The following is an 18,998-nucleotide window of genomic DNA, read 5'->3' on the forward strand; positions in this document are numbered from 1 at the left end:
TCGAGGTCCTGGTACCCATGCGCTGGGGGGACATGGACGCCTACGGCCACATCAACAATGTCCAGATCGTGCGGATTCTTGAAGAAGCCCGCATTGCTGCCTTCGGACCGCCGCGCGGCGCGGGCCTGCCCGGCGTCGCGCCGCAGGTGTCCCTCTTCAACGACGTTGAAGAGGGCACCATGGCCTTGGTGGTGGAGCACAAGATCCGCTACGTGAAGACCCTCGAATACCGGAACGTGCCGGCAGTGGTCCACTTGTGGATCGGCGCCGTCAAAGGTGCCAGCTTCGACATCCACTACCTGTTGCAGGACCCCGTGACCCGGGAGGACTGCGTCAAGGCCACCACCCACCTGGCCTTCGTGGACGAGGCCACCGGCAGGGTGCTTCGCCTGACTCCCAAACAGAAGGAGCGGCTGGAGCCGTTCAGGGCCTGAGCCCAAAGCCCCTACCTTGGCCGGGGCTGCTTCCCTAGTATCGTCACTACATGATCGCCCGTACGAAGCACCAAACGGGAGTCATCAACTGAACCAGCCCACGCACCAACGGAATCAGGGAGCATCAGCCATGGCCACGAAGAAAAAGAAGAAGTCCTGGAAGGAAATGCCGCCGCTTGCACGGGTCGGGACCCTGGTGGCAGCTGCCGTGCAGCTCTCCCTCCTGATTGCTGCCCAGCGCGATATTTCCCGGCGGCCCGCCGAGCAGATCCGCGGCAGCAAGGCGATGTGGCGCGCCGTCACGCTGATCAACTTCGTCGGTCCGGGAAGCTATTTCGCTTTCGGGCGCAAGAACCTGCCCGCCGCCCGCTAGCGCTGCCGGCTGAACCGGCGCCGGTTGACTCCTGGCAGTTCACCGGCGCCGGTTCAGCTGTTGAGCCAGGACTCCAGGTAGATGCGGTTCGTGGTGCTGTCCGGCAGCAGGATCCAGGCCCAGATGTAGAACGTGACGGCCGGGCCGGGCACCAGGGCCAGGACCAGGAAGACGATCCTTGCTGCATTGGGGTCCACGCCCAGTTTGGCGGCTATTCCGCCGCACACCCCGCCGATCCACCGGTCCGGTCCCCGGCTGAGCCCGGTTCCCCGGATGGCCGTGAACATCTTCGTGGTGAGGTCTTGAAAAGTCATGGAACGCTCCTTTTGTGGCGCCAGCCTATGGCCGTTCCGTCCCCGCTGGTAGGGCCATAAGCCATAAGGCCCGCGCGTTCTACCAGGCAGTAACCTGGCGAATCCGTGGTGCTGCCGTTCAGGTTAACCCTGTAAATTTGAAGGCATGACCCCCACCGCGAAGCCTGCCATGACCCGCGCCCCCGGAATCTCCAAGGAGATCGAGGACGCGGCGTGGTTTGTCCTGGGTGCCGGCCTGCAGGGTAAGCCGTCAGCGCTGGACGGACGCACCCAGACGTGGACCACTGCCGCTGCTTCGGAGCTGCTGGAGCGGCTGGAGCGGGGCGTGGCGGACTCCAAGGCTCCGATGATGACCAACCTCCGGCAGAACCTTGCCGATGCCTCCCGCCCGGCCAAGCAGCTGGCCGTTGAGCTGCTGTTCCTGCAGTCGCTGCCGCTGGCCCACGAGGTCAAATCGCTGAAGGTCAAGCGTGCCCGGGTGGCCGAGGCTGCCTCCTGGCTGGAACCGCCGTTGGAACTGCCGGACGAGCTGTACCAGGGCATGACGGACCACGGAGTCATCCGTGACCGCACCGCCGAATTCAACTGGACCATCTGGGACCACCTGAAGTGGCTGTGCCGTTTCGTGCAGCACGTTGACCAGCAGTCCACGAATGCCGTGGCCAAGGCGCTGAGGGATCCCCTCGTGTTCCACCAGCTTGCGTCCGGAACACCGGATGACCAGCCGGCGATCCGCCGCAGCATCGAATACCTTGCCTGGCCAAGCTACTTCGAACCGGTGGTTGCCGACGTGGAGCGGCAGGAAATCAGGGATGCCTTCGCTTCCCTCGTGGGCGGCGCGAAGGGTGACAGCGAAGCGGAAATCACCGCCGATATCCACCGCATCCGCCTCTACCTGGACAAGCAGGCCGGCCAGCGGATCGACTGGTACGCCCGCCAGCTCGTGAGCCAGTGGCGCAAGGTGGGCGACCCGGGGCGCCGCGCGTGGCTCCTGCGCACGCACCACGACGTCAAGGACCTCCTGGCGGCATGGCACGGGGAGGAGAAGGTGACGCTCGACGTCGAGCATCTGCGCCTCCTGGACGCGGGCGTTACCGCCGGCGTTGTGCAGCACGCAGTCGATGAGGACTACAAGCACCTGGGCTACGTGGAGCGCGAGGACAACAAGACCGCGGTTTTTGCCTTCCTCACGGTGATGAAGCCGGGCGACCTGGTCCTGTACCAGCACGCCGGCGTTGTCCGCCTGGGCGGGGTCCTGGGCGAGCCGGAGCATAACGAGGACAACCGCCGGATGCGCCGCAAGGTCCGCTGGTTCGACGACGCCCACAGCATGGCCGACCTGCCCCGCCACGTGCAGCGCCAGCTGACCACCCCTGGGGTCATCGTGGACGTCACCCGGGTGGTGCAGGCGCTGCAGGCGCTACTGCCGGCCGAAGCGGAAGCGGAGGCCGACGACGCCGCCGAGCCTGCCGCCGTCGTCGAACCCGTTCCGGAGGGGTTCCGCCCCCTGACGGAGGAGTTCGCGGCGTCCCTGCACATGGACCTGGAACCGCTGCAGGAAATCGCGGAACTCCTGGAGGAGAACCGGCAGCTGGTTCTCTACGGCCCGCCCGGAACGGGCAAGACCTACCTGGCCAAACACCTGGCGGCCCAACTTGCCGGGGACAGCACCGATGAACGCGTCAAGCTGGTGCAGTTCCACCCGTCGTATGCCTACGAGGACTTCTTCGAAGGCTTCCGGCCGGACAAGACCGACGAGGGGCGGGTGTCCTTCAAGCTCGTGGCCGGTCCGCTGCGCCGCCTTGCGGAAGAGGCGGCCAAGCCCGGCAACGAAAACAAGCCCTACTTCCTCATCATCGATGAGATGAACCGCGCCAACCTGGCCAAGGTGTTCGGTGAGCTGTACTTCCTGCTGGAATACCGGGACGACCGGATCTACCTGCAGTACAGCCCCAACGAGCCGTTCACGCTCCCGGACAACCTGTACATCATCGGCACCATGAACACCGCGGACCGGTCGATCGCCATGATGGACGCCGCCATCCGCCGGCGTTTCTCCTTCATTGAGCTGCACCCCAAAACTGAACCGGTGAAGGGTTCACTGCTCCGCTTCCTCCAGGCCCGGAACCTGGACACCACCCCTGCCCTCCTCCTGGACGCCCTCAACGACGCGATTGACGAATGGGACCGCGACCTCATGATCGGCCCGTCCTACTTCATGAAGAAGGCAGCCCAGACTCCTACGGGCCTGCGCCGGATCTGGAAATACGAGCTCATGCCGCTCCTGGAAGAGCACTACCACGGTCAGCTGAACCGGGCCCAGCTGCAGGAGCGCTTCGGGCTTGAGCAGCTGCTGGGCCGCCTTGCGTCCCGCTAACGGATTGCTGTCCGCTAACACCGGACTGGCGCCTGCCGCCGTGCCGCCGCGGCCGGCACGCCAGCCTTCCAGTGCCGGTAAGGCCGTCCGCCACATCGTGCTGGACGAGCTGTCCGGCGGCGTGGTGGACAAGCTTGACGCCGCCAGCGCCGCGTTCGTGAACGCCAGCGGCCTGGCCAAGGCGTCTCCCATGGGGATGGGCCTGTTCAGGATCGAGCCGGTGGGCATGGTCGGGTCGGTGCGGACGCCGACCGTGCAGCTGGAAGTGCGGCCCAAGGACCGCCTGGGCCTCAGCCGGCTGCTGTTCCTCCTCAGCTATGCGGGAAACCAGGGCTTCCGCGACGACCCGGTGGCCGCCGTCGAGGACTCGGATCTGTGGAGCGCGCTGGCCGTGTCGCTGGCCCAGCTGGCAGACCGCGCCCTGAGCCGCGGAGTCCTGCAGGGCTACCTCACCGTGGACGAATCACTTCGGACAGTGAAGGGCCGGATCCGGATCTCGGACCAGATTTCGCGCCGGCCCGGAATGCTGGTGCCGTTGGAAGTTTCCTATGACGAGTTCACCGAAGACATTGCCGAGAACCGCATCCTGCGCGCTGCCCTGGAGCGCATGGCCAGGGTCCCGCGCGTCCGGCCGGACGTCCAGAGCCGCCTGCGGCTGCTGCTGGGAAAGCTCGACGCCGTCACGCGCCTTCGGCCCGGAGCGCCACTGCCGCCGTGGCAGGCCACCAGGATGAACGCCCGGTACCACGCGGTGCTCCGCCTCTCCGAAGTGATCCTGCGCAACGCCTCAGCCGAGGCGGGTGACGGGAAGCAGCAGACGGCGTCGTTCGTGGTGGACATGGGGCAGGTCTTCGAGGACTTTGTGGGCACGGCCCTCCGCGAAGCCATGGCGGCCTATCCCGGGGAGATGCGGCTGCAGTACAACGCACTGCTGAACGAGGCTGTGCGCGATTCCGACCGGCTCACGGTGAACCCGGACGCCGTGCACCTGCTCGGCGGCCGTCCCGTGGTGGTCTACGACACGAAGTACCGGGCCGCGACTGACCAGGGCGCGTCCCTGTCCGCGGACCATTTCCAGATGCTGGCCTACTGCACGGCTTTACGCGTCCCGACCGCCTGGCTGGTGTACGCAGGCGCGGGGGAAATGAAGCTTCGCCGCATCCTTAATACGGATATCGATGTGGTGGAGTACCCGCTTGATCTTTCCCTGCCGCCGTCGGACATCCTGGCAGCGGTTGCCGACCTGGCACAGCAGTCCTGGGGCGAAGTGGTGCGGCAGGCGGGACTTAATCAAAGATGACGGGCGCGGTGCGGCCCGGCATTGACATGAGGTGCATGAGCAAAGCCCTCTCAGGGTTGCCTTGGTTCTTGTTAAGGCAACGGCGCAGCTGATTGCGGATTTCGGACCCTTCCGGATCGGTGTCCGTCAGGATTGCATTGATGATTTCCCACGACTGGTGGCGAATCGGCTCAAGATTCACGCGCCCGCGTGCGGGCCCCCCAACGGCATGGATCCCGGACCGCGCCGGCCATGGATCGCCCTGACGGGCTTCTACGGCTGACAACAATTTCTTCGGCATCTCTTACCCTCCTGTGGCTCAAGCGCTCTGGCTCAAACGCCTGGGAATTCAACCGACCGGAATGAAGAGAATTTTATCTTAGACAGACAAGTCTGTCTCCCCTTTGCGCTAGACTATTTGCAATGAACCCCATGCCAGATCCTGCACCGGTCCGGCCTGCCCTGGCGGGTGAGGCCGTAATCAGTGGTGCCGACGCACGGCAGCGGATCGTCGATACGGCCTACGAGCTCTTCGCCCGCCGCGGGATCCGCGATGTGGGCGTCAATGAGCTGATTAGCCGCGCCGGCGTGGCCAAGGCAACGTTCTACCGGCACTTTGCATCCAAGGATGAACTGGTACTCGCATTCCTGGAGCAGCGGGACCGGCTGTGGACCGTGGACACGATTGTCGCAGACGCGCGCCGCCGGGGCGGAACACCCGCTGAGCAGCTCCTGGCGATCTTTGACGTCTTTGGCGACTGGTTCCGGCGAGACGATTTTGAGGCATGCTCCTTTATCAACATCCTCCTGGAAATGGGTGCCAACCATCCGCTAGGTCGGGCAAGCATCGACTACCTCGCCCGGATCCGCGGCCACGTCCGGCAGTTGGCCGAGGAAGCGGGCCTCCGGGACACCGAGGATTTCTCCCGTTCATGGCACATCCTCATGAAGGGGTCCATCATCTCCGCGACCGAAGGCGACGCCGACGCGGCAAAGCGGGCGCAGGCGATGGCGCGGACACTGATTGCGCAGTTCCTGCCGCAGGCCTGATGGCGGCTGGCCGCCAGGGGGCGGCCGCTAGACCGGCACCCTGACGGTGAATGTGGTGCCCTCTCCCAGTGCGCTCCGAAGCTGGATGCTTCCGCCGTGTGCTTCAACAATGGCCTTGCTGATGGATAAGCCCAGGCCCACACCCGGGATGGAAGTGTTCCGCACGTTGCCGGTGCGGAAGAACTTCGTAAACACCTCCGCTTGATCCTTGTCGCTCATGCCCATGCCCGTATCGCTCACCCGGCAAACCAGGTGGGAACCCTCAGAGTCCAGTGACACCACAACATCACCGCCGTTCGGCGAGTATTTGATGGCGTTGGACACCAGGTTATCCAGTACCTGCGACATGCGCCCGGAATCCACGTGGGCCTCCAGCCGTTCAGGAGCGTCCGCACGGAGCCGCACCTTCGCGGCGGCGGCACGGGGGAGCGCGGCGCTGATGCTGGCACGGACAAGTTCAGCCACGTTAACCGCCTGCGGGCTGACAATAAGCTGCCCGCTCCGGCTTGCCAGGAGGTCCGACACCAGACCGAGCAGGCGCTCGGCGTTTCGCCGGATGATCATGAGCGCTTCACGGTGGGGAGCGCGCACGCCGTCGTCTTCGTCCAGCAGCAGTTCCACGTAGCCGAGGATTGAGGTCAGCGGAGTGCGGAACTCATGGGAAACGTTGGCCACGAAGTCGTCTTTGGCCGCCAAGGCATTCACCAGGTCCGTGACATCGCTGAAGACGATCACCGAGCCGGCGAAAGCGCCCTCCTGGTCCCGCATGGCCCGGGCGCTGGTGGTGATGGCGCGCTGTTCGCTGCCGCTGCCCAGCCACACCAGGTTGTCCGTGAAACTCTCGCCCATCACTGCACGACGGACGGGCCGCTGCTCGACCGGGACTGTTGTGGTCCGGTCAGCTTGGAACACCAAGAGCTGGGATTCGTTGGGGTCGTCGTTTCCCGGAGGTGTGGCGAGCCGGTGGTTCTCCCGTTGCTTCCGGTTCATGAGGATGTCGTGCCCGTCCGCGTCCACTGCCAGGACGCCCATGTGCACCGTTTCCAGCACCGAATTCAGCAGTTCTTCCTGCCGTTTGCTCTCCTTGAGGGTGACCCGCAGTTGAGCGTCCTTCTCTTCAAGGTCCCGCTGTTGCCGGACCATGCTGAGCGTCAGCACGCTCACGGAAACGCCGATCCCCAGCATCATCACCGGCAGCAGCAGGGTACGAGCAAGGTCCTGTCCGGTGACGTTCCCGTGAAGGAACAACGGCACCCAGATGATGGAAAGGGGAGCGAGGAAGGAGACCAGCAGGGACGCTCGGGGGTAAAGGCCGGAGGCGCACAGCCAGATGACGGGAAAAACCGCCAGCAGGCTGATGCCGGTCAGGCCCTCCTGCCCGCCCTCCCTGCCGAGCGCGATCGAGACGAAGTCAAGGAGGGGAATCACCAGGAAGCTGGCGAACGGCAACCGATGCCAGGGAATGAAGAAACACAGTGCCAGGATCAGGACCTGCGTGGCCAGGAACGCGATGAACAGGGGATTCCCCAGCGTGCCCGGGAAGAACAACAGCATCAGGACGGCGGTGAGCGCCGCCGTGATGGACAGCGGCATCTGACTCAGTGCGACCCGTCCCCGCAGCGAATACTCGTGGAAGGGCCGTCGGAAGAACAGTATCCGGCCGGACTTGATGTCCCAGGTGACGTTGCCGCTCATGGCCGGATGGTTGTTGAGGTGCCGTTTACTGGACGCATACCCCCACGATATCCGGCGAGCGCTATACTTCTGACGGTATCGAGCGGACTGAGGGGGCTGCGATGAGTGAATCACGTGTGGGTCTGGTAATCGAGGATGACCACGACATCCGTGAGCTGGTGCGCGTGGTGTTGGTCCAGGCCGGCTTCGACGTCCAAGTCGCGAGCAGCGGGGCGGCCGGCGTCGTTGCGGCCAAGGAACTCAACCCGGCAGTCATCACCCTGGACTTGGGCCTTCCGGACATCGACGGCTTTGAGGTAGCGCGCCAGATCAGGGAGTTCTCTGACGCATACATCGTGATGCTGACGGCCCGCGCCGAGGAACTGGATACCCTCATCGGACTGGAGTCCGGCGCGGACGACTACCTGACGAAGCCTTTCCGTCCCCGGGAACTGCGTGCGCGTGTCGCCGCCATGATGCGGCGTCCGCGTTCGACGTCGGACTCTTCCGCCGCCGGCAAGGCGCCTGCCGTAGCCGGCGACCCCGGCCGGACCCTGACGCACAACGGCCTTGAGTTCAGCTACGACGCGCGGACCGTGAGTGTGGACGGACGCGAACTGCACCTGACGCGCACCGAATTCGATCTGTTGCACGCCCTCCTGGAAGCAGGGCGGATGGTGCGGACCAAATCCGAACTCGTGAGGCGGCTGCGGGACGAACCGTACGACGTCGGAGGCTACATCTCAGAGGCGGACGAGCGGTCCGTTGAGGTGCATATGGGTAACCTCCGCAAGAAGCTGGGCGACAGTCCGCAGAACCCGCGCTGGCTGCAGACCGTGCGCGGGGTGGGCTACCGGTTGGCCCCCGCCGAGCGCTGATTCGCGGCTACGGCGCGGCTTCCGCCTCAGGGCTGGGTCGGCGTCGGCAGGGTGAGGATCTCGGCTCCGTCGTGGGTGATCGCGATCGTATGCTCGCTGTGTGCTGTCCGGCAGCCTGTCGCACTCCGGAGCGTCCACCCGTCGGCGTCCGTGATGAGCTCCGCGGTATCGGCCATGACCCACGGCTCAAGCGCGAGCAGCAGCCCTGGGCGCAGTTTGTATCCGCGGCCGGGCCGTCCGGTGTTCGCAATGTGCGGGTCCTGATGCATCGTTGATCCGATGCCATGACCTCCGAACTCGGTGTTGATCGGATACCCCGCCTCGCTGAGGACCGAGCCGATGGCATGGGAGATGTCGCCGATGCGGGCGCCGGGTCCGGCAGCTGCTATGCCTGCGCTCAAGGCGCGCTCGGTTGCGCTGATCATCGCGACGCTCTCCGGTGGCTTGGAATCGCCCACGATGAAGCTGATGGCAGAGTCTGCAGCGATTCCGTCTTTGGAGACGGCGAGGTCGAGTGTCAGCAGGTCGCCGTCGGCAAGCGCGTAGTCGCGGGGCAGTCCGTGGAGCACGGCGTCGTTGACGGCCGTGCAGATGTAGTGGCCGAACGGACCGCGTCCGAAGGACGGCTCGTAGTCGACGTAACAGGACAGCGCTCCGGCTTCGAAGATCATGGCCGCAGCCCACCGGTCGATGTCCAGCAGGTTTGTGCCGACTGTGCTCCGGCTCTTCAGTGTGTGCAAGATGTCAGCGACCAGGGCGCCTGTCACTTTTGCCCGGGCCAATTCGGTGTGGTTCAGGATCTCAATCATGCGGCGCCTTTCTCACGCGACCAATAACTATCCCGGCCATATTATCCCGGTATTAGAATTGGAGCCATGGTCAGGTTGCCGCTCACATCCGCTGAAGTCGAGCGCGGACAGCGCCTCGGTGCGCTATTGCGTCGCGCCAGGGGAGAACGCTCGATGCTCGAGACCGCGCTCGATGCGAGTGTCTCGCCGGAGACGCTCCGGAAGATCGAATCGGGCCGCGTAGCCACCCCTGCCTTCTCCACCATCGCCGCGATCGCCGATGTCCTGGGCCTCTCCCTTGATGCGGTCTGGGCCGAGATCAGCCGGACTGAAAATGGTGTCGGACCGGCACGCCCCGGTCAGAATGCGCGTGAACGGTTGGCCTCGTAAGTTTCAATTCCGCAGTTGCTTTGGGGGTGGTCGGACTTAGGCAGCTGCCGCCGCCGAAAGGCCGGCCACGGTCTGATCCGTGCACGCATCCATGCTTTCCAGGAGGGCGAGCTGAAGCCGGGGCGGCTGCTCCGCCACAGTTTCCGGATGGGACTCCAGGTGCTTCAGGATGGTTTCGAGCTCATCCGCGAGCCTGCCCAGGTACGCGGCACCCACCATCATGCTGGAAGTCTTCACGCTGAGGACGGCGTCCATCGCCGCGTCCAGGTCCATGGCTTCGACTGCATGTCGGAGCCGGTCCAGCCGTCGCGGCAGTTGCTGGATATAGCTGTTGACGAAAACGGTGCAATACTCGGCATCGGGCTCAAGTTCACAGCGGAGTGTTTGCAGCACGGAGGGGTCAACGTACGGCTGGCTGACGCCATCCTGTCCATCCATTGGACACCCCTTCCCTTGGCGCTGCACTTCCGGGATAACGGGTGCGGCCACAACCTTGCCTCTTTTACAGTAGGGCTCCGGGGGGCGTGGAACGCGGTTTCCGGAAAAATTTGTGCCAATCTTGATGCGACTCAGCAATCTGCGTTTAGGATCGGGACAAGTGCCTGCCGGCACCGAACTGACCCGTGGCCAGCGAGGCCACCAGCCGATTGCGGGGACCGCTGTGTTCAGGATCGTGAGAAACGTTGTTACTGGTCTGATTGTGGGGCTGGGCGTCACGCTGGCGGCCGTACAGCCAGTCCAGGCAGCGCCCGCTACGGCGGCCGCGGCGGCCCAGGTTTACCTCGACCCGGCCACCGGACCGGCGGGTTCGGCCGTGACCGTCAGCGGAACAGGGTTCAAGGCTGCCACCACGGGAACCGTGATAGTCGGGTCCTCCACGTTCTCTTTCAAGACTGCGGTGTCCGGTTCCTTCAGTACCTCGATCACCATTCCCGCGGCGGCCCCGGGGCCGCTGACCATCACGGCCAAGACGTCCTCCATCAAAGCGTCATCCGTTTTCACGGTTACTTCTTCTACTCCCACCATCCCTCCCGTCAGCACGGCGGCACTCCGCTTCGGGGTGGCGACGGCGGGCGGCCCCTTGGCCAGTGCCGAGCTGGACGACGTCGCGCGGCTTGCGGGGGAGAGCCCGTCGAGTGTGCTTTTCTACAAGGACTTCCTGCAGGCGCCGCCCATCACCGAGATGAACGCCGTACGGGCGCGCGGCGCCGTTCCGCTGGTCACCTGGGAGCCGTGGGCATGGGGCGGCGGGCTCACGCAGCCCGCCTACGCCTTGGACCGAATCGCGGCCGGCGACTTTGATGCCTACATTACGCAGTGGGGGCAGGCACTGGCGTCGTGGGGCCAGCCCGTCCAGTTGAGGTTTGCGCACGAGATGAACGGCAACTGGTACCCGTGGGCCGAGGGCGTGAACGGCAACCAGTCCGGCGACTACGTGCAGGCCTGGCGGCATGTGCACGACGTCGTAGCAGCCACGGGTGCCAGCAACGTGTCCTGGGTGTGGAGCCCGAACGTTCCCTACTTTGGATCCACCGATCTCGCCGGGCTGTTCCCGGGTGCCGGCTACGTGGACATTGTGGCCCTCGACGGGTACAACTGGGGCACCTCGGCGTCGTGGAGCAGTTGGACGTCGCCGCAGGACCTCTTTGCGCCGGGGATAGCCCAGCTGCGGACGCTCGCTCCCGGGCTCCCCATCCTGATTGCCGAAACCGCGTCCGCGGAGGCGGGCGGTTCCAAGGCACAGTGGAATACCGATCTGGTGAGCTACCTGGCAGCGCAGCCGGACGTCGTGGGCTTCGTCTGGTTCCACCTGCAGAAGGAAACGGACTGGCGCATCAACAGCAGTGAGGCGTCGGCCACGGCGTTCAACGCTGCGCTGGCTGCCCGCCGGGCGTCATAGCTAGGCCTGTGTTCAGGCGAGGAACTGCTCCAGCTGTTCCTCCAAGGCGGAGACGTCCTTGAGTTCGCATTCCCAGACGGTGAGCACCTGCCACCCTGTTGCTTCCAGGAGGCGGCGCTGTTCGGCATCGCGGTTCCTGGTCCGTGTCCGTTTTGTATCCCAGAACTCCGCGTTCGCTTTGGGAGCGTGCTGCCCCGCTTTGCAGTCATGGAAATGCCAAAAGCAGCCATTGACGAAGATGACCTTGTGCCGTCCTGCGAACACCAGATCCGGGTTGCCGGGGAGTTTGCCGCCGCGCGCGCTGCCGTGCAGGCGGTAGCGGTAGCCCTTTGAGTGCAACAGGCTCCGCACCAGCAGTTCCGGCTTGGTGTTCTTGCCCCGGGTCCTGGACATGTTCCAGCTTCGCCGTTCGGGAGTCAGCTGGTCAGCCATGGTTTAAGTCTAGGCGGCCGTAAACCCGGCGGCGCCCCGCCGCCGGGCCTGGACGCATTCCCTAGATTTCGCGTTCCGGATGTTCGCCGAACTGGAAGTGCCGTCCGCTGACCGAAACCGGCTCAATCTCAACGTAAAAGTCCTTCAACGTGGGTACCCAGGGCTTGAGGCCGAGTGATTCCGCGGCCGCGATATCAGCGGACTGGTCGAGGACCCGTGCTGTGCCGCGAAGCACCACGGACCAAGCCTCGTCAGACATGATGCCGTCCGTCTCAAAGAGGACTTTGGCGTTGATGGTCAGCTCAGCAAGCTTGTTGCCCGGAGCTGTCCGGAGGTAGAGCTTCCGTGCGCTCACGGCGTAGTTGACCGGGAAGATATCCGGTTCGCCGGCCACGGTCACTACCAGCCGGCCGTGCTTGGTGCCCTCAATGAGCTTCCACGACTGGTCATCGTCAAGGTTGAGAATGGGGTTGCCGTCTGCGTGTGTGAACATCATGAGCATATTGTTCAGGCAGAGGCAGGCAATGGCCAGTGCCTTAAGGACGCATTCTCATTTCGGTGGTGCCGTGACGGGAACATTCAGCTGTCCACCCGAGCGGAGTCACCTGGACTTTCATGCGGCGCCGGCAGGCGGCGCAGTAGCGGGGCGGTTCCAGCGCGAGACGCTCGCCGCAACGGCCGTGAACGCCCGACGTCGGGCCGGCGCCGCCGTCGGACGGCTCGCCGCAGTGACCGCAAAAGGCAGCGGTGGTTGCGTCTTTTGGAACCCCGCTCATAGCGTCTTCTGGAGTTCCTTGATGGGCATGTTCAGTTCGACCAGCAGATTCAGGTCTGCGGTGGCGGGGCGGCCCAGGGTGGTGAGGTAGTTGCCGACGATGACGGCGTTAATGCCGCCGAGAAGGCCTTCGCGGGTGCCGAGGTCGCCGAGGGTGAGTTCGCGGCCGCCGGCGTAGCGCAGCACGGTGCGGGGCATGGCGAGGCGGAAGGCGGCGATGGCGCGCAGGGCGTCCTTGCCGTCCATGATGCCCTGGCTTTCGAGCGGAGTGCCGGGGCGCGGGTTGAGGAAGTTCAGCGGGACTTCGTGCGGTTCCAAGGCCGCGAGCTGGGCGGCGAGTTCGGCGCGCTGTTCCAGGGTTTCGCCCATCCCGATCAGGGCTCCGCAGCAGAGTTCCATGCCGGCGGCCTTGACCATATTGCAGGTGTCGAGGCGTTCTTCGTAGCTGTGGGTGGTGACCACTTCGGGGAAGTAGCTGCGGGCGGTTTCGAGGTTGTGGTTGTAGCGGTGCACGCCCCACTCTTTGAGCTGGTCCACCTGGCGCTGGGTGAGCATGCCCAGGGAGCAGGCGATGTTGATGTCCACTGCCTCGTTGATGCGGTCGATCGCGAACTTGATCTGGTTCATGAGCTTGATGTCGGGGCCGCGGACGGCGGCGACGATGCAGAACTCGGTGGCTCCGGTGGCGGCGGTTTCCTTGGCGGCTGTGACCAGTTCCGGGATGTCGAGCCAGACGCCTCTTACCGGGCTGTCAAAGAGCCCGGACTGGCTGCAGAAGTGGCAGTCCTCAGGGCAGCCGCCGGTCTTGATGGAGATGATGCCCTCGACCTCGACGTCCTCGCCGCAGTGCTTCAGGCGCACGTCGTGGGCCAGCTGCAGGGCGGCCGGAAGGGCTGCGTCCGGGAGGCGGAGAACCTCCTCGAGCTGCGGCTGGGTCAGGCCGATACCGTCCTCGAGGACCTGCCTGCGGGCTGTTTCGAGGATTTGGTGGCTGGCCTCATTTGTTGTTTCACGGAGTGCTTCGTCGCTTGTTTCGTCGCCGGTGGGGACATTTGCCTGGATCGTCATTGATGGGTCCTTTTCGCGGGATCGTCTGGTCTTCAACGACGCTAGTTTGGCTTTTTACTGGTGTTTTTGTGGGGTATCAACAAACGGCGGGCATTGGGGCTTGGGGAGCCGAATTGCTTCGTGCCGGTGTCCGTGTGACTTTTCTGCCCGGTGTCTTTGGTGGTAGACCGGAGAAAGTACCTGTGGATAACTTTGAGCATCAAAGTGTGACCTCAGTTACCCTTTAACCATCGTCCGGAGTTATGGCGGGCGGCTCGGACGTCTTGAAACTATCGGGGGAATAGCTGCCCATGACATCTCGTACTTCGCCTTTCGCACGGTTGCGCTATTCGGCCGCTGTTGTCGCCGCCTCTGCCCTCATGCTCACCGCGTGCAACGGGGGCGCCACCCCGCCGGGAAGTAACAGCACTTCAGCGTCGGCGTATGCATCAGAGTCGGCTACTGCCACGCCGAGTCCCACGCCAACGCCAACCGCCGCGTATAAGCCGGCAGATGCGAAGGGCAAAGCGCAAAATGTTCCTGTCCCGGTGTTGCCTGAAGCCGCGAAAGCGGAGACAAAGGAGGGGCTGGAGGCTTTTGCTAAGTATTGGTATTCAACGCTTAGTTATGCCTACGAAACCGGCGATGTGACGCCCCTTCAAGCTGTATCCGAGACGACATGCACATCATGCCTGCGAGTAAAGGAGGTGGTGGGAGCATGGCACTCTGACGGGCGCTGGTTGGCTGGCGGCAAGATGGTTGTGCAGGGAGCCCAATCCAAATTCGTAGAAACCGCACCCGGTGAATACCAAGTATTGATTCAGGTCTTTCAAGAACCACTTTCCTATTACCGCTCCGATAAGACGCTCGACGAGAAGACGGAACAAAAACCTGCAGCCGGCGACATAATGTTGGCCTCCTACCAAGGGGGAGCCTGGCGAGCGAAGACCGTCGAGCACCTAGCCAACAGTCAATGAGCAAGGTAGTTGTCAGAATATTGGCGTGTTCCGTTTGGCTTCTCTTGAGCGTCGGCCTAACCACAGTTGGCAGTCATGCGGCATCCTCGGACTCGCCTATTAAGGGGGACTGGGACCAGAGCGGAGCCAACGTTGGGGGGAGTTGGAACCAAGATCCCGACACGGGCGCCTGGACGCAGCTACCTCTCGGTATCCCAAGTGACCCCTACCGATATAAGTACAAGTTACTTTGCAGAAATGATCCTGTCCTCGACGGCTCGAACTGTACCGGGCCTGAAGTTGCCTGCGGGGACGGAGACGGAGGGCGCAGCGTCAATTGGTACCGATCACTCAAAGACTTCGATCCGCCAGTTTGGAGCTTCTTTGAAGGACCCACCTGCATTTACGATACGAAACCAGAAGACATACTGGATCGCATTGCGGCCATGATCCAGAGCGAGTTCCAGAAACTGCCCGTGGCTGCGGGGACCATTACAGCCCAGCCGAGTCCGCACACCCTCCGCGGAGCTGAAACTAACTTCTTCGCTGACTCGGCGGAACAGCAGTTCGACGTCACCATCCTGGCCCAGAAGGTCCACGTTGTAGCGACTCCGGTCCAATACACCTGGAACTACGGCGACGGAACAACGTTCGGACCACAGCCCTCGGCAGGCGGGCCGCTGCCGCAGGACCGGTGGGGTGAAAAGACCCGCACCAGCCATGTCTACACGCAGACCGGCGACTTCCAGGTGCTGCTCACCACCCACTTCCAGGGAACATACTCCGTCAACAACGGACCGCCGCTGCCTATCCCGGGCCAAGGCCAGTTCAGTTCACCGCCGCAGACCATCAGTGTCTGGCGCTCGATCACCCGCAACTACGCTGACGACTGCATCAAGAACCCGCAAGGCCAAGGCTGCCCCGGCGCGGCACCGCCAGCCCCGTAACCCTGCCCCGTAACTCAACCCGGGCCTGCCACCGCCAGCCTGGTCAGGACAGCAATTCCCGGTTGACCCGTTCCATCCGTGCGCGGACCACTTGAAAGCGCGGATCGCCCGGCCCGATGAGGCTCGCCATTGCCGCGGCCGCTTGGACGTCTGACGCACCCATGTCGCTCGCACACCACCGCATGATGAGTTGGGCGTCCCCGCTGGAACGGACCGAGGCCCCCACAGCTTCATTGAGCTCGTCCCGCATCAGCTCGACGGACAGGTTTGCCGAACGGTTGAGCAGCTTCGCGGGGTAAGAGGCCAGCGCGTCCGCCACGCGTCCGTCCCGCAGATGGCTGGCGACCACTGAAACGTCCGTGACCACCCGGACGGCCGACGAGAAACGGTAAGGGTTGGGTTCCACCACGTTGCCCAGGATTCCGCGGATGCGATGCATCTCAGTCCTGATCGCCGTGGCGGCGCCGTCCTCGCCATGCAGCCTGTACGCCAACTCATCGGCGCTCCACCCCTGTGTCCGGGATGCCAGCAGCGCCAGGATCTCCGCACGGCGCAGCGTCAACGGAAGCCGGGCACCGCCGTCGACCTCGGCGCTCGGCTTGTCACCCAACAACCTCAGCGTCAGCGTGGGACGAACCGCATCGGTTCTACGAGGCGAACCGGCAGATTTCAACAGCTCCTCCGCCAGCCGCACGCCGCAACGCACCATGCGCAGGCTGTCCGGTGTTACCGATTCGAAGGGACCGGAAACGTCGAGCACTCCCACGACTTCTCCTGTGAAGGGGTCGCGGATAGGGGCCGCGGTGCAGGCCCAGTCGTGATGCGTGCGCACCAGGTGTTCGGCAGAGAACAGCTGGGCAGGTGCACCGGTCACGAGGGCTTCGCTGATGGCGTTGGTCCCGACTCCGGATTCAGACCAGTCTGCGCCCTCCACAAACTCCAAGGAATCGGCCAGCCGCAGGGCCTGCCGGCTGCCCACCCGCCACAGCACTTCACCCTGTTGATCGGTGACGATCAACAGGTGGCGGCCCGCGGCGGACTCGTCGGCCAGCAACTGGGACAAAGCCGGGATCACGGTCGCCAGGCGGTGCCCGGCGCTGAGCGACCGCGCCTCGGACACCCCGTGCCGGTGAACCGGCCTGTGCTGATCAGGGTCGATGCCCAGCGCCAGCGAACGCTGCCAGGACTTGATGATGGCCTGCGAAATCGAGGGATCGGGGCTGCCCGAAATGGTGGCCTCATGGGCTTTGCGCAGCGTGCGCGCATACTCAGCCGGTGCGGAAAATCTCAAGTCGCGAAGATGCGCGATCGCGCCGGTGCCCGTCCGCATCCGCCATCTCCCAACTCGTCATCGAATCGTGCCCGGGCCGCGCGCTGACGGCTCTTCGCCGGAAGCCTCTCCCAAGGAGGGCGCCGTGTCACTCGATTGTAACCCCCGGCGTCTTTTACTTGTGATGCGGGTCACGGACGGTTATCGCGAGGCGAACCGGGAGCGGCCCACCGTAGCAACGAAAAGAGGAATCATGCCTGAGACACCAAACGGCATCGTGGAGGCCTGGCTGGCGCAGTTCGAAGAGGCGCTGCGCAGCAGGGACACTGACGCCGCACTGCAGTTATTCGAAGACGAACCCTACTGGCGCGACTTCGTATCCTTCACCTGGAACCTCAAGACTCTCGAGGGCAAGGACGCCATCAAGCGCATGCTGGACGCCACGCTAGCCGATGTTCAACCCGGCAACTGGGCCCTCGCCGAGGACGCCACCGGCGACGCTGCGAACACCGAGGCCTGGGTGGACTTCGAAACGGCCCAGGCTCGGGGCTATGCCCACCTGCGCCTCCGCAACGGCAAGTGCTGGACGCTGCTCACCACCATGAAGGAGCTCAAGGGATTCGAGGAGAAGAAGGGGCCCAACCGGGAGAAGGGCGTGGCCCACGAGATCAGCAAAGGCCGAAAGTCGTGGCTGGAACTCAAGGAAGAAGAGGAAGCCCGGCTGGGATACCAGGACCAGCCCTACACCGTGATTATCGGCGGCGGTCAGGGCGGTATCGGACTGGGCGCGCGGCTGCGTCGGCTCGGGGTCCCCACCATCATCATCGAGAAGAACGAGAAGCCCGGTGACTCCTGGCGGAACCGCTACAAGTCGCTCCACCTGCACGATCCTGTCTGGTACGACCACCTGCCGTACATGAAGTTCCCCGACGACTGGCCCGTCTTCGCGGCCAAGGACAAGATCGGTGACTGGCTGGAGCACTACACCCGGATCATGGAGCTCAATTACTGGTCTAAAACCGAGTGCACCAACGCCCGCTTCGATGAAGCGTCCCAAGAGTGGATCGTGCAGGTAATGCGCGACGGCGAACCGGTGACCTTGCGGCCCAAGCAGCTCGTCTTCGCCCTGGGCGTCTCGGGCTACCCTAACGTTCCAACGTTCGACGGCGCCGAATCCTTTTTGGGGGAGCAGCACCACTCGTCCAAACACCCGGGCGGCGGTGACTGGACAGGCAAGAAGGCCGTGGTGATCGGGTCCAACAACTCGGCCCACGATATCTGCGCCGATCTTTGGGAACACGGTGCGGAAGTCACCATGGTTCAGCGGTCTTCCACGCACATCGCCCGGAGCGAGTCGCTCATGGACCTGGCGCTCGGGGACCTCTACTCCGAGAAGGCCCTGGCCAACGGTGTCACCACCGAGAAGGCCGACCTTTTGTTCGCCTCCCTGCCATACCGGATCCTGCCGGACGCCCAAATCCCCGTCTACGAAGAAATGGCCAGGCGCGATGCCGGGTTCTACTCCCAGCTTGAGGCCGCAGGCTTCGACCTGGACTTCGGGGTGGATGGTTCGGGACTGTTCCTCAAGTACCTGAGGCGAGGTTCCGGCTACTACATTGACGTCGGTGCCTCCCAGCTGATCATTGACGGACGGGTCAAGCTCGCCAACGGGCAGGTCACAAAGATCACCGGCAACGCTGTGGTCATGGACAGCGGAGCCGAGCTGGAGGCCGATGTCATCATCTATGCCACCGGCTACGGGTCCATGAACGGCTGGCTGGCGGACCTGGTCTCGCCTGACGTGGCGGACGCCGTCGGCAAATGCTGGGGCTTCGGCTCGGACACACCCAAGGATCCGGGGCCGTGGGAGGGGGAGCTGCGGAACATGTGGAAGCCCACGAACGTGGAGAACCTCTGGATCCACGGCGGCAACCTTCACCAGAGCCGCCACTACTCCAACTACCTTGCCCTGCAGCTCAAGGCCCGCATGGAGGGGCTGCCCACGCCGGTCTACGAGCTCCAGCCCACCCACCACAAGCGCTGACCGGGAGGGCCGTGACAATCACACTCCCGGGCACCACACTGAGGGTGACGGCCACCTGCTGTGACACTCC

The 18,998-nt window shown here is 64.1% G+C and carries 21 protein-coding genes; 11 read left to right on the forward strand and 10 right to left on the reverse strand.

All coding sequences use genetic code 11. The annotated features are described in order from the left end of the window. The first annotated feature begins 17 nt into the window (after nucleotides 1-17). Together ACSQ12_RS04540 and ACSQ12_RS04545 are read left to right on the forward strand one after the other, a co-directional pair. The gene (locus ACSQ12_RS04540) at nucleotides 18-434 is read left to right on the forward strand and encodes an acyl-CoA thioesterase (protein WP_436066932.1); all 417 of its coding nucleotides are present in this window, start codon (nucleotides 18-20) and stop codon (nucleotides 432-434) included. A gap of 130 nt (nucleotides 435-564) precedes the next feature. Beyond that, nucleotides 565-807 (forward strand): hypothetical protein, encoded by a 243-nt coding sequence (locus ACSQ12_RS04545; protein ID WP_436064493.1) that lies wholly within the window; start codon nucleotides 565-567, stop codon nucleotides 805-807. A 53-nt stretch (nucleotides 808-860) separates the two neighbouring features. Here ACSQ12_RS04545 and ACSQ12_RS04550 read toward each other — a convergent pair whose 3' ends face one another. Further along, nucleotides 861-1,121: a PspC domain-containing protein gene (locus tag ACSQ12_RS04550; RefSeq protein WP_209747087.1), complete on the reverse strand. Its 261-nt coding sequence runs from the start codon at nucleotides 1,119-1,121 to the stop codon at nucleotides 861-863. Between the two features lie 145 nt (nucleotides 1,122-1,266). Between ACSQ12_RS04550 and ACSQ12_RS04555 the strand changes: the two genes are divergently transcribed. Together ACSQ12_RS04555 and ACSQ12_RS04560 are read left to right on the forward strand one after the other, a co-directional pair. Next, entirely contained in the window at nucleotides 1,267-3,498 is a 2,232-nt protein-coding gene (locus ACSQ12_RS04555) for an McrB family protein (protein ID WP_436064494.1), read from the forward strand. Between the two features lie 40 nt (nucleotides 3,499-3,538). Continuing rightward, nucleotides 3,539-4,798, forward strand: a complete 1,260-nt coding sequence (locus tag ACSQ12_RS04560; protein WP_436066933.1) for an McrC family protein — start codon at nucleotides 3,539-3,541, stop codon at nucleotides 4,796-4,798. Here the strand turns inward: ACSQ12_RS04560 and ACSQ12_RS04565 are convergent. Further along, entirely contained in the window at nucleotides 4,785-5,078 is a 294-nt protein-coding gene (locus tag ACSQ12_RS04565; RefSeq protein WP_245199260.1) for a hypothetical protein, read from the reverse strand. The two genes, ACSQ12_RS04560 and ACSQ12_RS04565, sit on opposite strands and share 14 nt — an antisense overlap. 122 nt (nucleotides 5,079-5,200) lie before the next feature. Between ACSQ12_RS04565 and ACSQ12_RS04570 the strand changes: the two genes are divergently transcribed. Beyond that, on the forward strand, nucleotides 5,201-5,827 hold the full coding sequence (locus tag ACSQ12_RS04570) for a TetR/AcrR family transcriptional regulator (protein WP_209747083.1): 627 nt from the start codon (nucleotides 5,201-5,203) through the stop codon (nucleotides 5,825-5,827). 27 nt (nucleotides 5,828-5,854) lie between these two features. Here the strand turns inward: ACSQ12_RS04570 and ACSQ12_RS04575 are convergent, their stop codons facing one another. Continuing rightward, nucleotides 5,855-7,522 (reverse strand): sensor histidine kinase, encoded by a 1,668-nt coding sequence (locus ACSQ12_RS04575; RefSeq protein WP_436064495.1) that lies wholly within the window; start codon nucleotides 7,520-7,522, stop codon nucleotides 5,855-5,857. A 101-nt stretch (nucleotides 7,523-7,623) separates the two neighbouring features. Between ACSQ12_RS04575 and ACSQ12_RS04580 the strand changes: the two genes are divergently transcribed. Beyond that, on the forward strand, nucleotides 7,624-8,379 hold the full coding sequence (locus ACSQ12_RS04580) for a response regulator transcription factor (protein ID WP_209747079.1): 756 nt from the start codon (nucleotides 7,624-7,626) through the stop codon (nucleotides 8,377-8,379). A gap of 26 nt (nucleotides 8,380-8,405) precedes the next feature. Here ACSQ12_RS04580 and map read toward each other — a convergent pair whose 3' ends face one another. After that, a complete protein-coding gene (map, locus tag ACSQ12_RS04585; protein ID WP_436064496.1) occupies nucleotides 8,406-9,188 on the reverse strand; it encodes a type I methionyl aminopeptidase in 783 nt (260 codons plus the stop codon). Nucleotides 9,189-9,254: 66 nt separating this feature from the next. Here map and ACSQ12_RS04590 point away from each other — a divergent pair, with 66 nt between their 5' ends. Next, on the forward strand, nucleotides 9,255-9,557 hold the full coding sequence (locus ACSQ12_RS04590) for a helix-turn-helix domain-containing protein (RefSeq protein WP_436064497.1): 303 nt from the start codon (nucleotides 9,255-9,257) through the stop codon (nucleotides 9,555-9,557). Between the two features lie 36 nt (nucleotides 9,558-9,593). Here ACSQ12_RS04590 and ACSQ12_RS04595 read toward each other — a convergent pair whose 3' ends face one another. Further along, nucleotides 9,594-9,995 (reverse strand): Hpt domain-containing protein, encoded by a 402-nt coding sequence (locus ACSQ12_RS04595; protein ID WP_436064498.1) that lies wholly within the window; start codon nucleotides 9,993-9,995, stop codon nucleotides 9,594-9,596. 124 nt (nucleotides 9,996-10,119) lie between these two features. Here ACSQ12_RS04595 and ACSQ12_RS04600 point away from each other — a divergent pair, with 124 nt between their 5' ends. Then, nucleotides 10,120-11,457 (forward strand): glycoside hydrolase family 26 protein, encoded by a 1,338-nt coding sequence (locus ACSQ12_RS04600; RefSeq protein WP_436064499.1) that lies wholly within the window; start codon nucleotides 10,120-10,122, stop codon nucleotides 11,455-11,457. A 12-nt stretch (nucleotides 11,458-11,469) separates the two neighbouring features. Here the strand turns inward: ACSQ12_RS04600 and ACSQ12_RS04605 are convergent, their stop codons facing one another. From ACSQ12_RS04605 to bioB, 4 genes are all read right to left on the reverse strand, one after another. Continuing rightward, nucleotides 11,470-11,889, reverse strand: a complete 420-nt coding sequence (locus ACSQ12_RS04605) for a very short patch repair endonuclease (RefSeq protein WP_436064500.1) — start codon at nucleotides 11,887-11,889, stop codon at nucleotides 11,470-11,472. A gap of 61 nt (nucleotides 11,890-11,950) precedes the next feature. After that, nucleotides 11,951-12,385 carry a pyridoxamine 5'-phosphate oxidase family protein gene (locus ACSQ12_RS04610; RefSeq protein ID WP_043430355.1) on the reverse strand — a complete coding sequence of 145 codons (435 nt, stop codon included), beginning with the start codon at nucleotides 12,383-12,385 and terminating at the stop codon, nucleotides 11,951-11,953. 40 nt (nucleotides 12,386-12,425) lie between these two features. After that, on the reverse strand, nucleotides 12,426-12,665 hold the full coding sequence (gene bsaP, locus ACSQ12_RS21800) for a biotin synthase auxiliary protein BsaP (protein ID WP_438825213.1): 240 nt from the start codon (nucleotides 12,663-12,665) through the stop codon (nucleotides 12,426-12,428). Continuing rightward, the gene (bioB, locus tag ACSQ12_RS04615; RefSeq protein WP_436064501.1) at nucleotides 12,662-13,732 is read right to left on the reverse strand and encodes a biotin synthase BioB; all 1,071 of its coding nucleotides are present in this window, start codon (nucleotides 13,730-13,732) and stop codon (nucleotides 12,662-12,664) included. Before bioB ends, bsaP begins: the two co-directional genes overlap by 4 nt. 290 nt (nucleotides 13,733-14,022) lie before the next feature. Between bioB and ACSQ12_RS04620 the strand changes: the two genes are divergently transcribed. Both ACSQ12_RS04620 and ACSQ12_RS04625 read left to right on the forward strand, forming a co-directional pair. Continuing rightward, nucleotides 14,023-14,688 carry a DUF6318 family protein gene (locus tag ACSQ12_RS04620; protein WP_436064502.1) on the forward strand — a complete coding sequence of 222 codons (666 nt, stop codon included), beginning with the start codon at nucleotides 14,023-14,025 and terminating at the stop codon, nucleotides 14,686-14,688. A gap of 425 nt (nucleotides 14,689-15,113) precedes the next feature. After that, entirely contained in the window at nucleotides 15,114-15,614 is a 501-nt protein-coding gene (locus ACSQ12_RS04625) for a PKD domain-containing protein (RefSeq protein ID WP_436064503.1), read from the forward strand. A 43-nt stretch (nucleotides 15,615-15,657) separates the two neighbouring features. On the opposite strand, the gene ACSQ12_RS04630 is transcribed toward ACSQ12_RS04625, so the two are convergent. After that, complete coding sequence (locus tag ACSQ12_RS04630) at nucleotides 15,658-16,944, reverse strand: GAF domain-containing protein (RefSeq protein WP_436064504.1); 1,287 nt, start codon at nucleotides 16,942-16,944, stop codon at nucleotides 15,658-15,660. A 193-nt stretch (nucleotides 16,945-17,137) separates the two neighbouring features. Here ACSQ12_RS04630 and ACSQ12_RS04635 point away from each other — a divergent pair, with 193 nt between their 5' ends. Then, complete coding sequence (locus ACSQ12_RS04635) at nucleotides 17,138-18,928, forward strand: NAD(P)-binding domain-containing protein (protein ID WP_436064505.1); 1,791 nt, start codon at nucleotides 17,138-17,140, stop codon at nucleotides 18,926-18,928. Nucleotides 18,929-18,998 lie beyond the last annotated feature (70 nt).

This window comes from Arthrobacter sp. LjRoot14, from assembly GCF_964253905.1.
GTDB lineage: Bacteria > Actinomycetota > Actinomycetes > Actinomycetales > Micrococcaceae > Arthrobacter.

Excerpts from the sequence above, each read along its gene's own strand:
- ACSQ12_RS04540 (WP_436066932.1), top strand. The coding sequence starts at position 18 with ATGCGCTGGGGGGACATGGACGCCTACGGCCACATCAACAATGTCCAG.
- ACSQ12_RS04545 (WP_436064493.1), top strand. The coding sequence starts at position 565 with ATGGCCACGAAGAAAAAGAAGAAGTCCTGGAAGGAAATGCCGCCGCTT.
- ACSQ12_RS04550 (WP_209747087.1), bottom strand. The coding sequence starts at position 1,121 with ATGACTTTTCAAGACCTCACCACGAAGATGTTCACGGCCATCCGGGGA.
- ACSQ12_RS04555 (WP_436064494.1), top strand. The coding sequence starts at position 1,267 with ATGACCCCCACCGCGAAGCCTGCCATGACCCGCGCCCCCGGAATCTCC.
- ACSQ12_RS04565 (WP_245199260.1), bottom strand. The coding sequence starts at position 5,078 with ATGCCGAAGAAATTGTTGTCAGCCGTAGAAGCCCGTCAGGGCGATCCA.
- ACSQ12_RS04570 (WP_209747083.1), top strand. The coding sequence starts at position 5,201 with ATGAACCCCATGCCAGATCCTGCACCGGTCCGGCCTGCCCTGGCGGGT.
- ACSQ12_RS04575 (WP_436064495.1), bottom strand. The coding sequence starts at position 7,522 with ATGAGCGGCAACGTCACCTGGGACATCAAGTCCGGCCGGATACTGTTC.
- ACSQ12_RS04580 (WP_209747079.1), top strand. The coding sequence starts at position 7,624 with ATGAGTGAATCACGTGTGGGTCTGGTAATCGAGGATGACCACGACATC.
- map (WP_436064496.1), bottom strand. The coding sequence starts at position 9,188 with ATGATTGAGATCCTGAACCACACCGAATTGGCCCGGGCAAAAGTGACA.
- ACSQ12_RS04590 (WP_436064497.1), top strand. The coding sequence starts at position 9,255 with ATGGTCAGGTTGCCGCTCACATCCGCTGAAGTCGAGCGCGGACAGCGC.
- ACSQ12_RS04595 (WP_436064498.1), bottom strand. The coding sequence starts at position 9,995 with ATGGATGGACAGGATGGCGTCAGCCAGCCGTACGTTGACCCCTCCGTG.
- ACSQ12_RS04600 (WP_436064499.1), top strand. The coding sequence starts at position 10,120 with ATGCGACTCAGCAATCTGCGTTTAGGATCGGGACAAGTGCCTGCCGGC.
- ACSQ12_RS04605 (WP_436064500.1), bottom strand. The coding sequence starts at position 11,889 with ATGGCTGACCAGCTGACTCCCGAACGGCGAAGCTGGAACATGTCCAGG.
- ACSQ12_RS04610 (WP_043430355.1), bottom strand. The coding sequence starts at position 12,385 with ATGATGTTCACACACGCAGACGGCAACCCCATTCTCAACCTTGACGAT.
- bsaP (WP_438825213.1), bottom strand. The coding sequence starts at position 12,665 with ATGAGCGGGGTTCCAAAAGACGCAACCACCGCTGCCTTTTGCGGTCAC.
- bioB (WP_436064501.1), bottom strand. The coding sequence starts at position 13,732 with ATGACGATCCAGGCAAATGTCCCCACCGGCGACGAAACAAGCGACGAA.
- ACSQ12_RS04620 (WP_436064502.1), top strand. The coding sequence starts at position 14,023 with ATGACATCTCGTACTTCGCCTTTCGCACGGTTGCGCTATTCGGCCGCT.
- ACSQ12_RS04625 (WP_436064503.1), top strand. The coding sequence starts at position 15,114 with ATGATCCAGAGCGAGTTCCAGAAACTGCCCGTGGCTGCGGGGACCATT.
- ACSQ12_RS04630 (WP_436064504.1), bottom strand. The coding sequence starts at position 16,944 with ATGCGGACGGGCACCGGCGCGATCGCGCATCTTCGCGACTTGAGATTT.
- ACSQ12_RS04635 (WP_436064505.1), top strand. The coding sequence starts at position 17,138 with ATGCCTGAGACACCAAACGGCATCGTGGAGGCCTGGCTGGCGCAGTTC.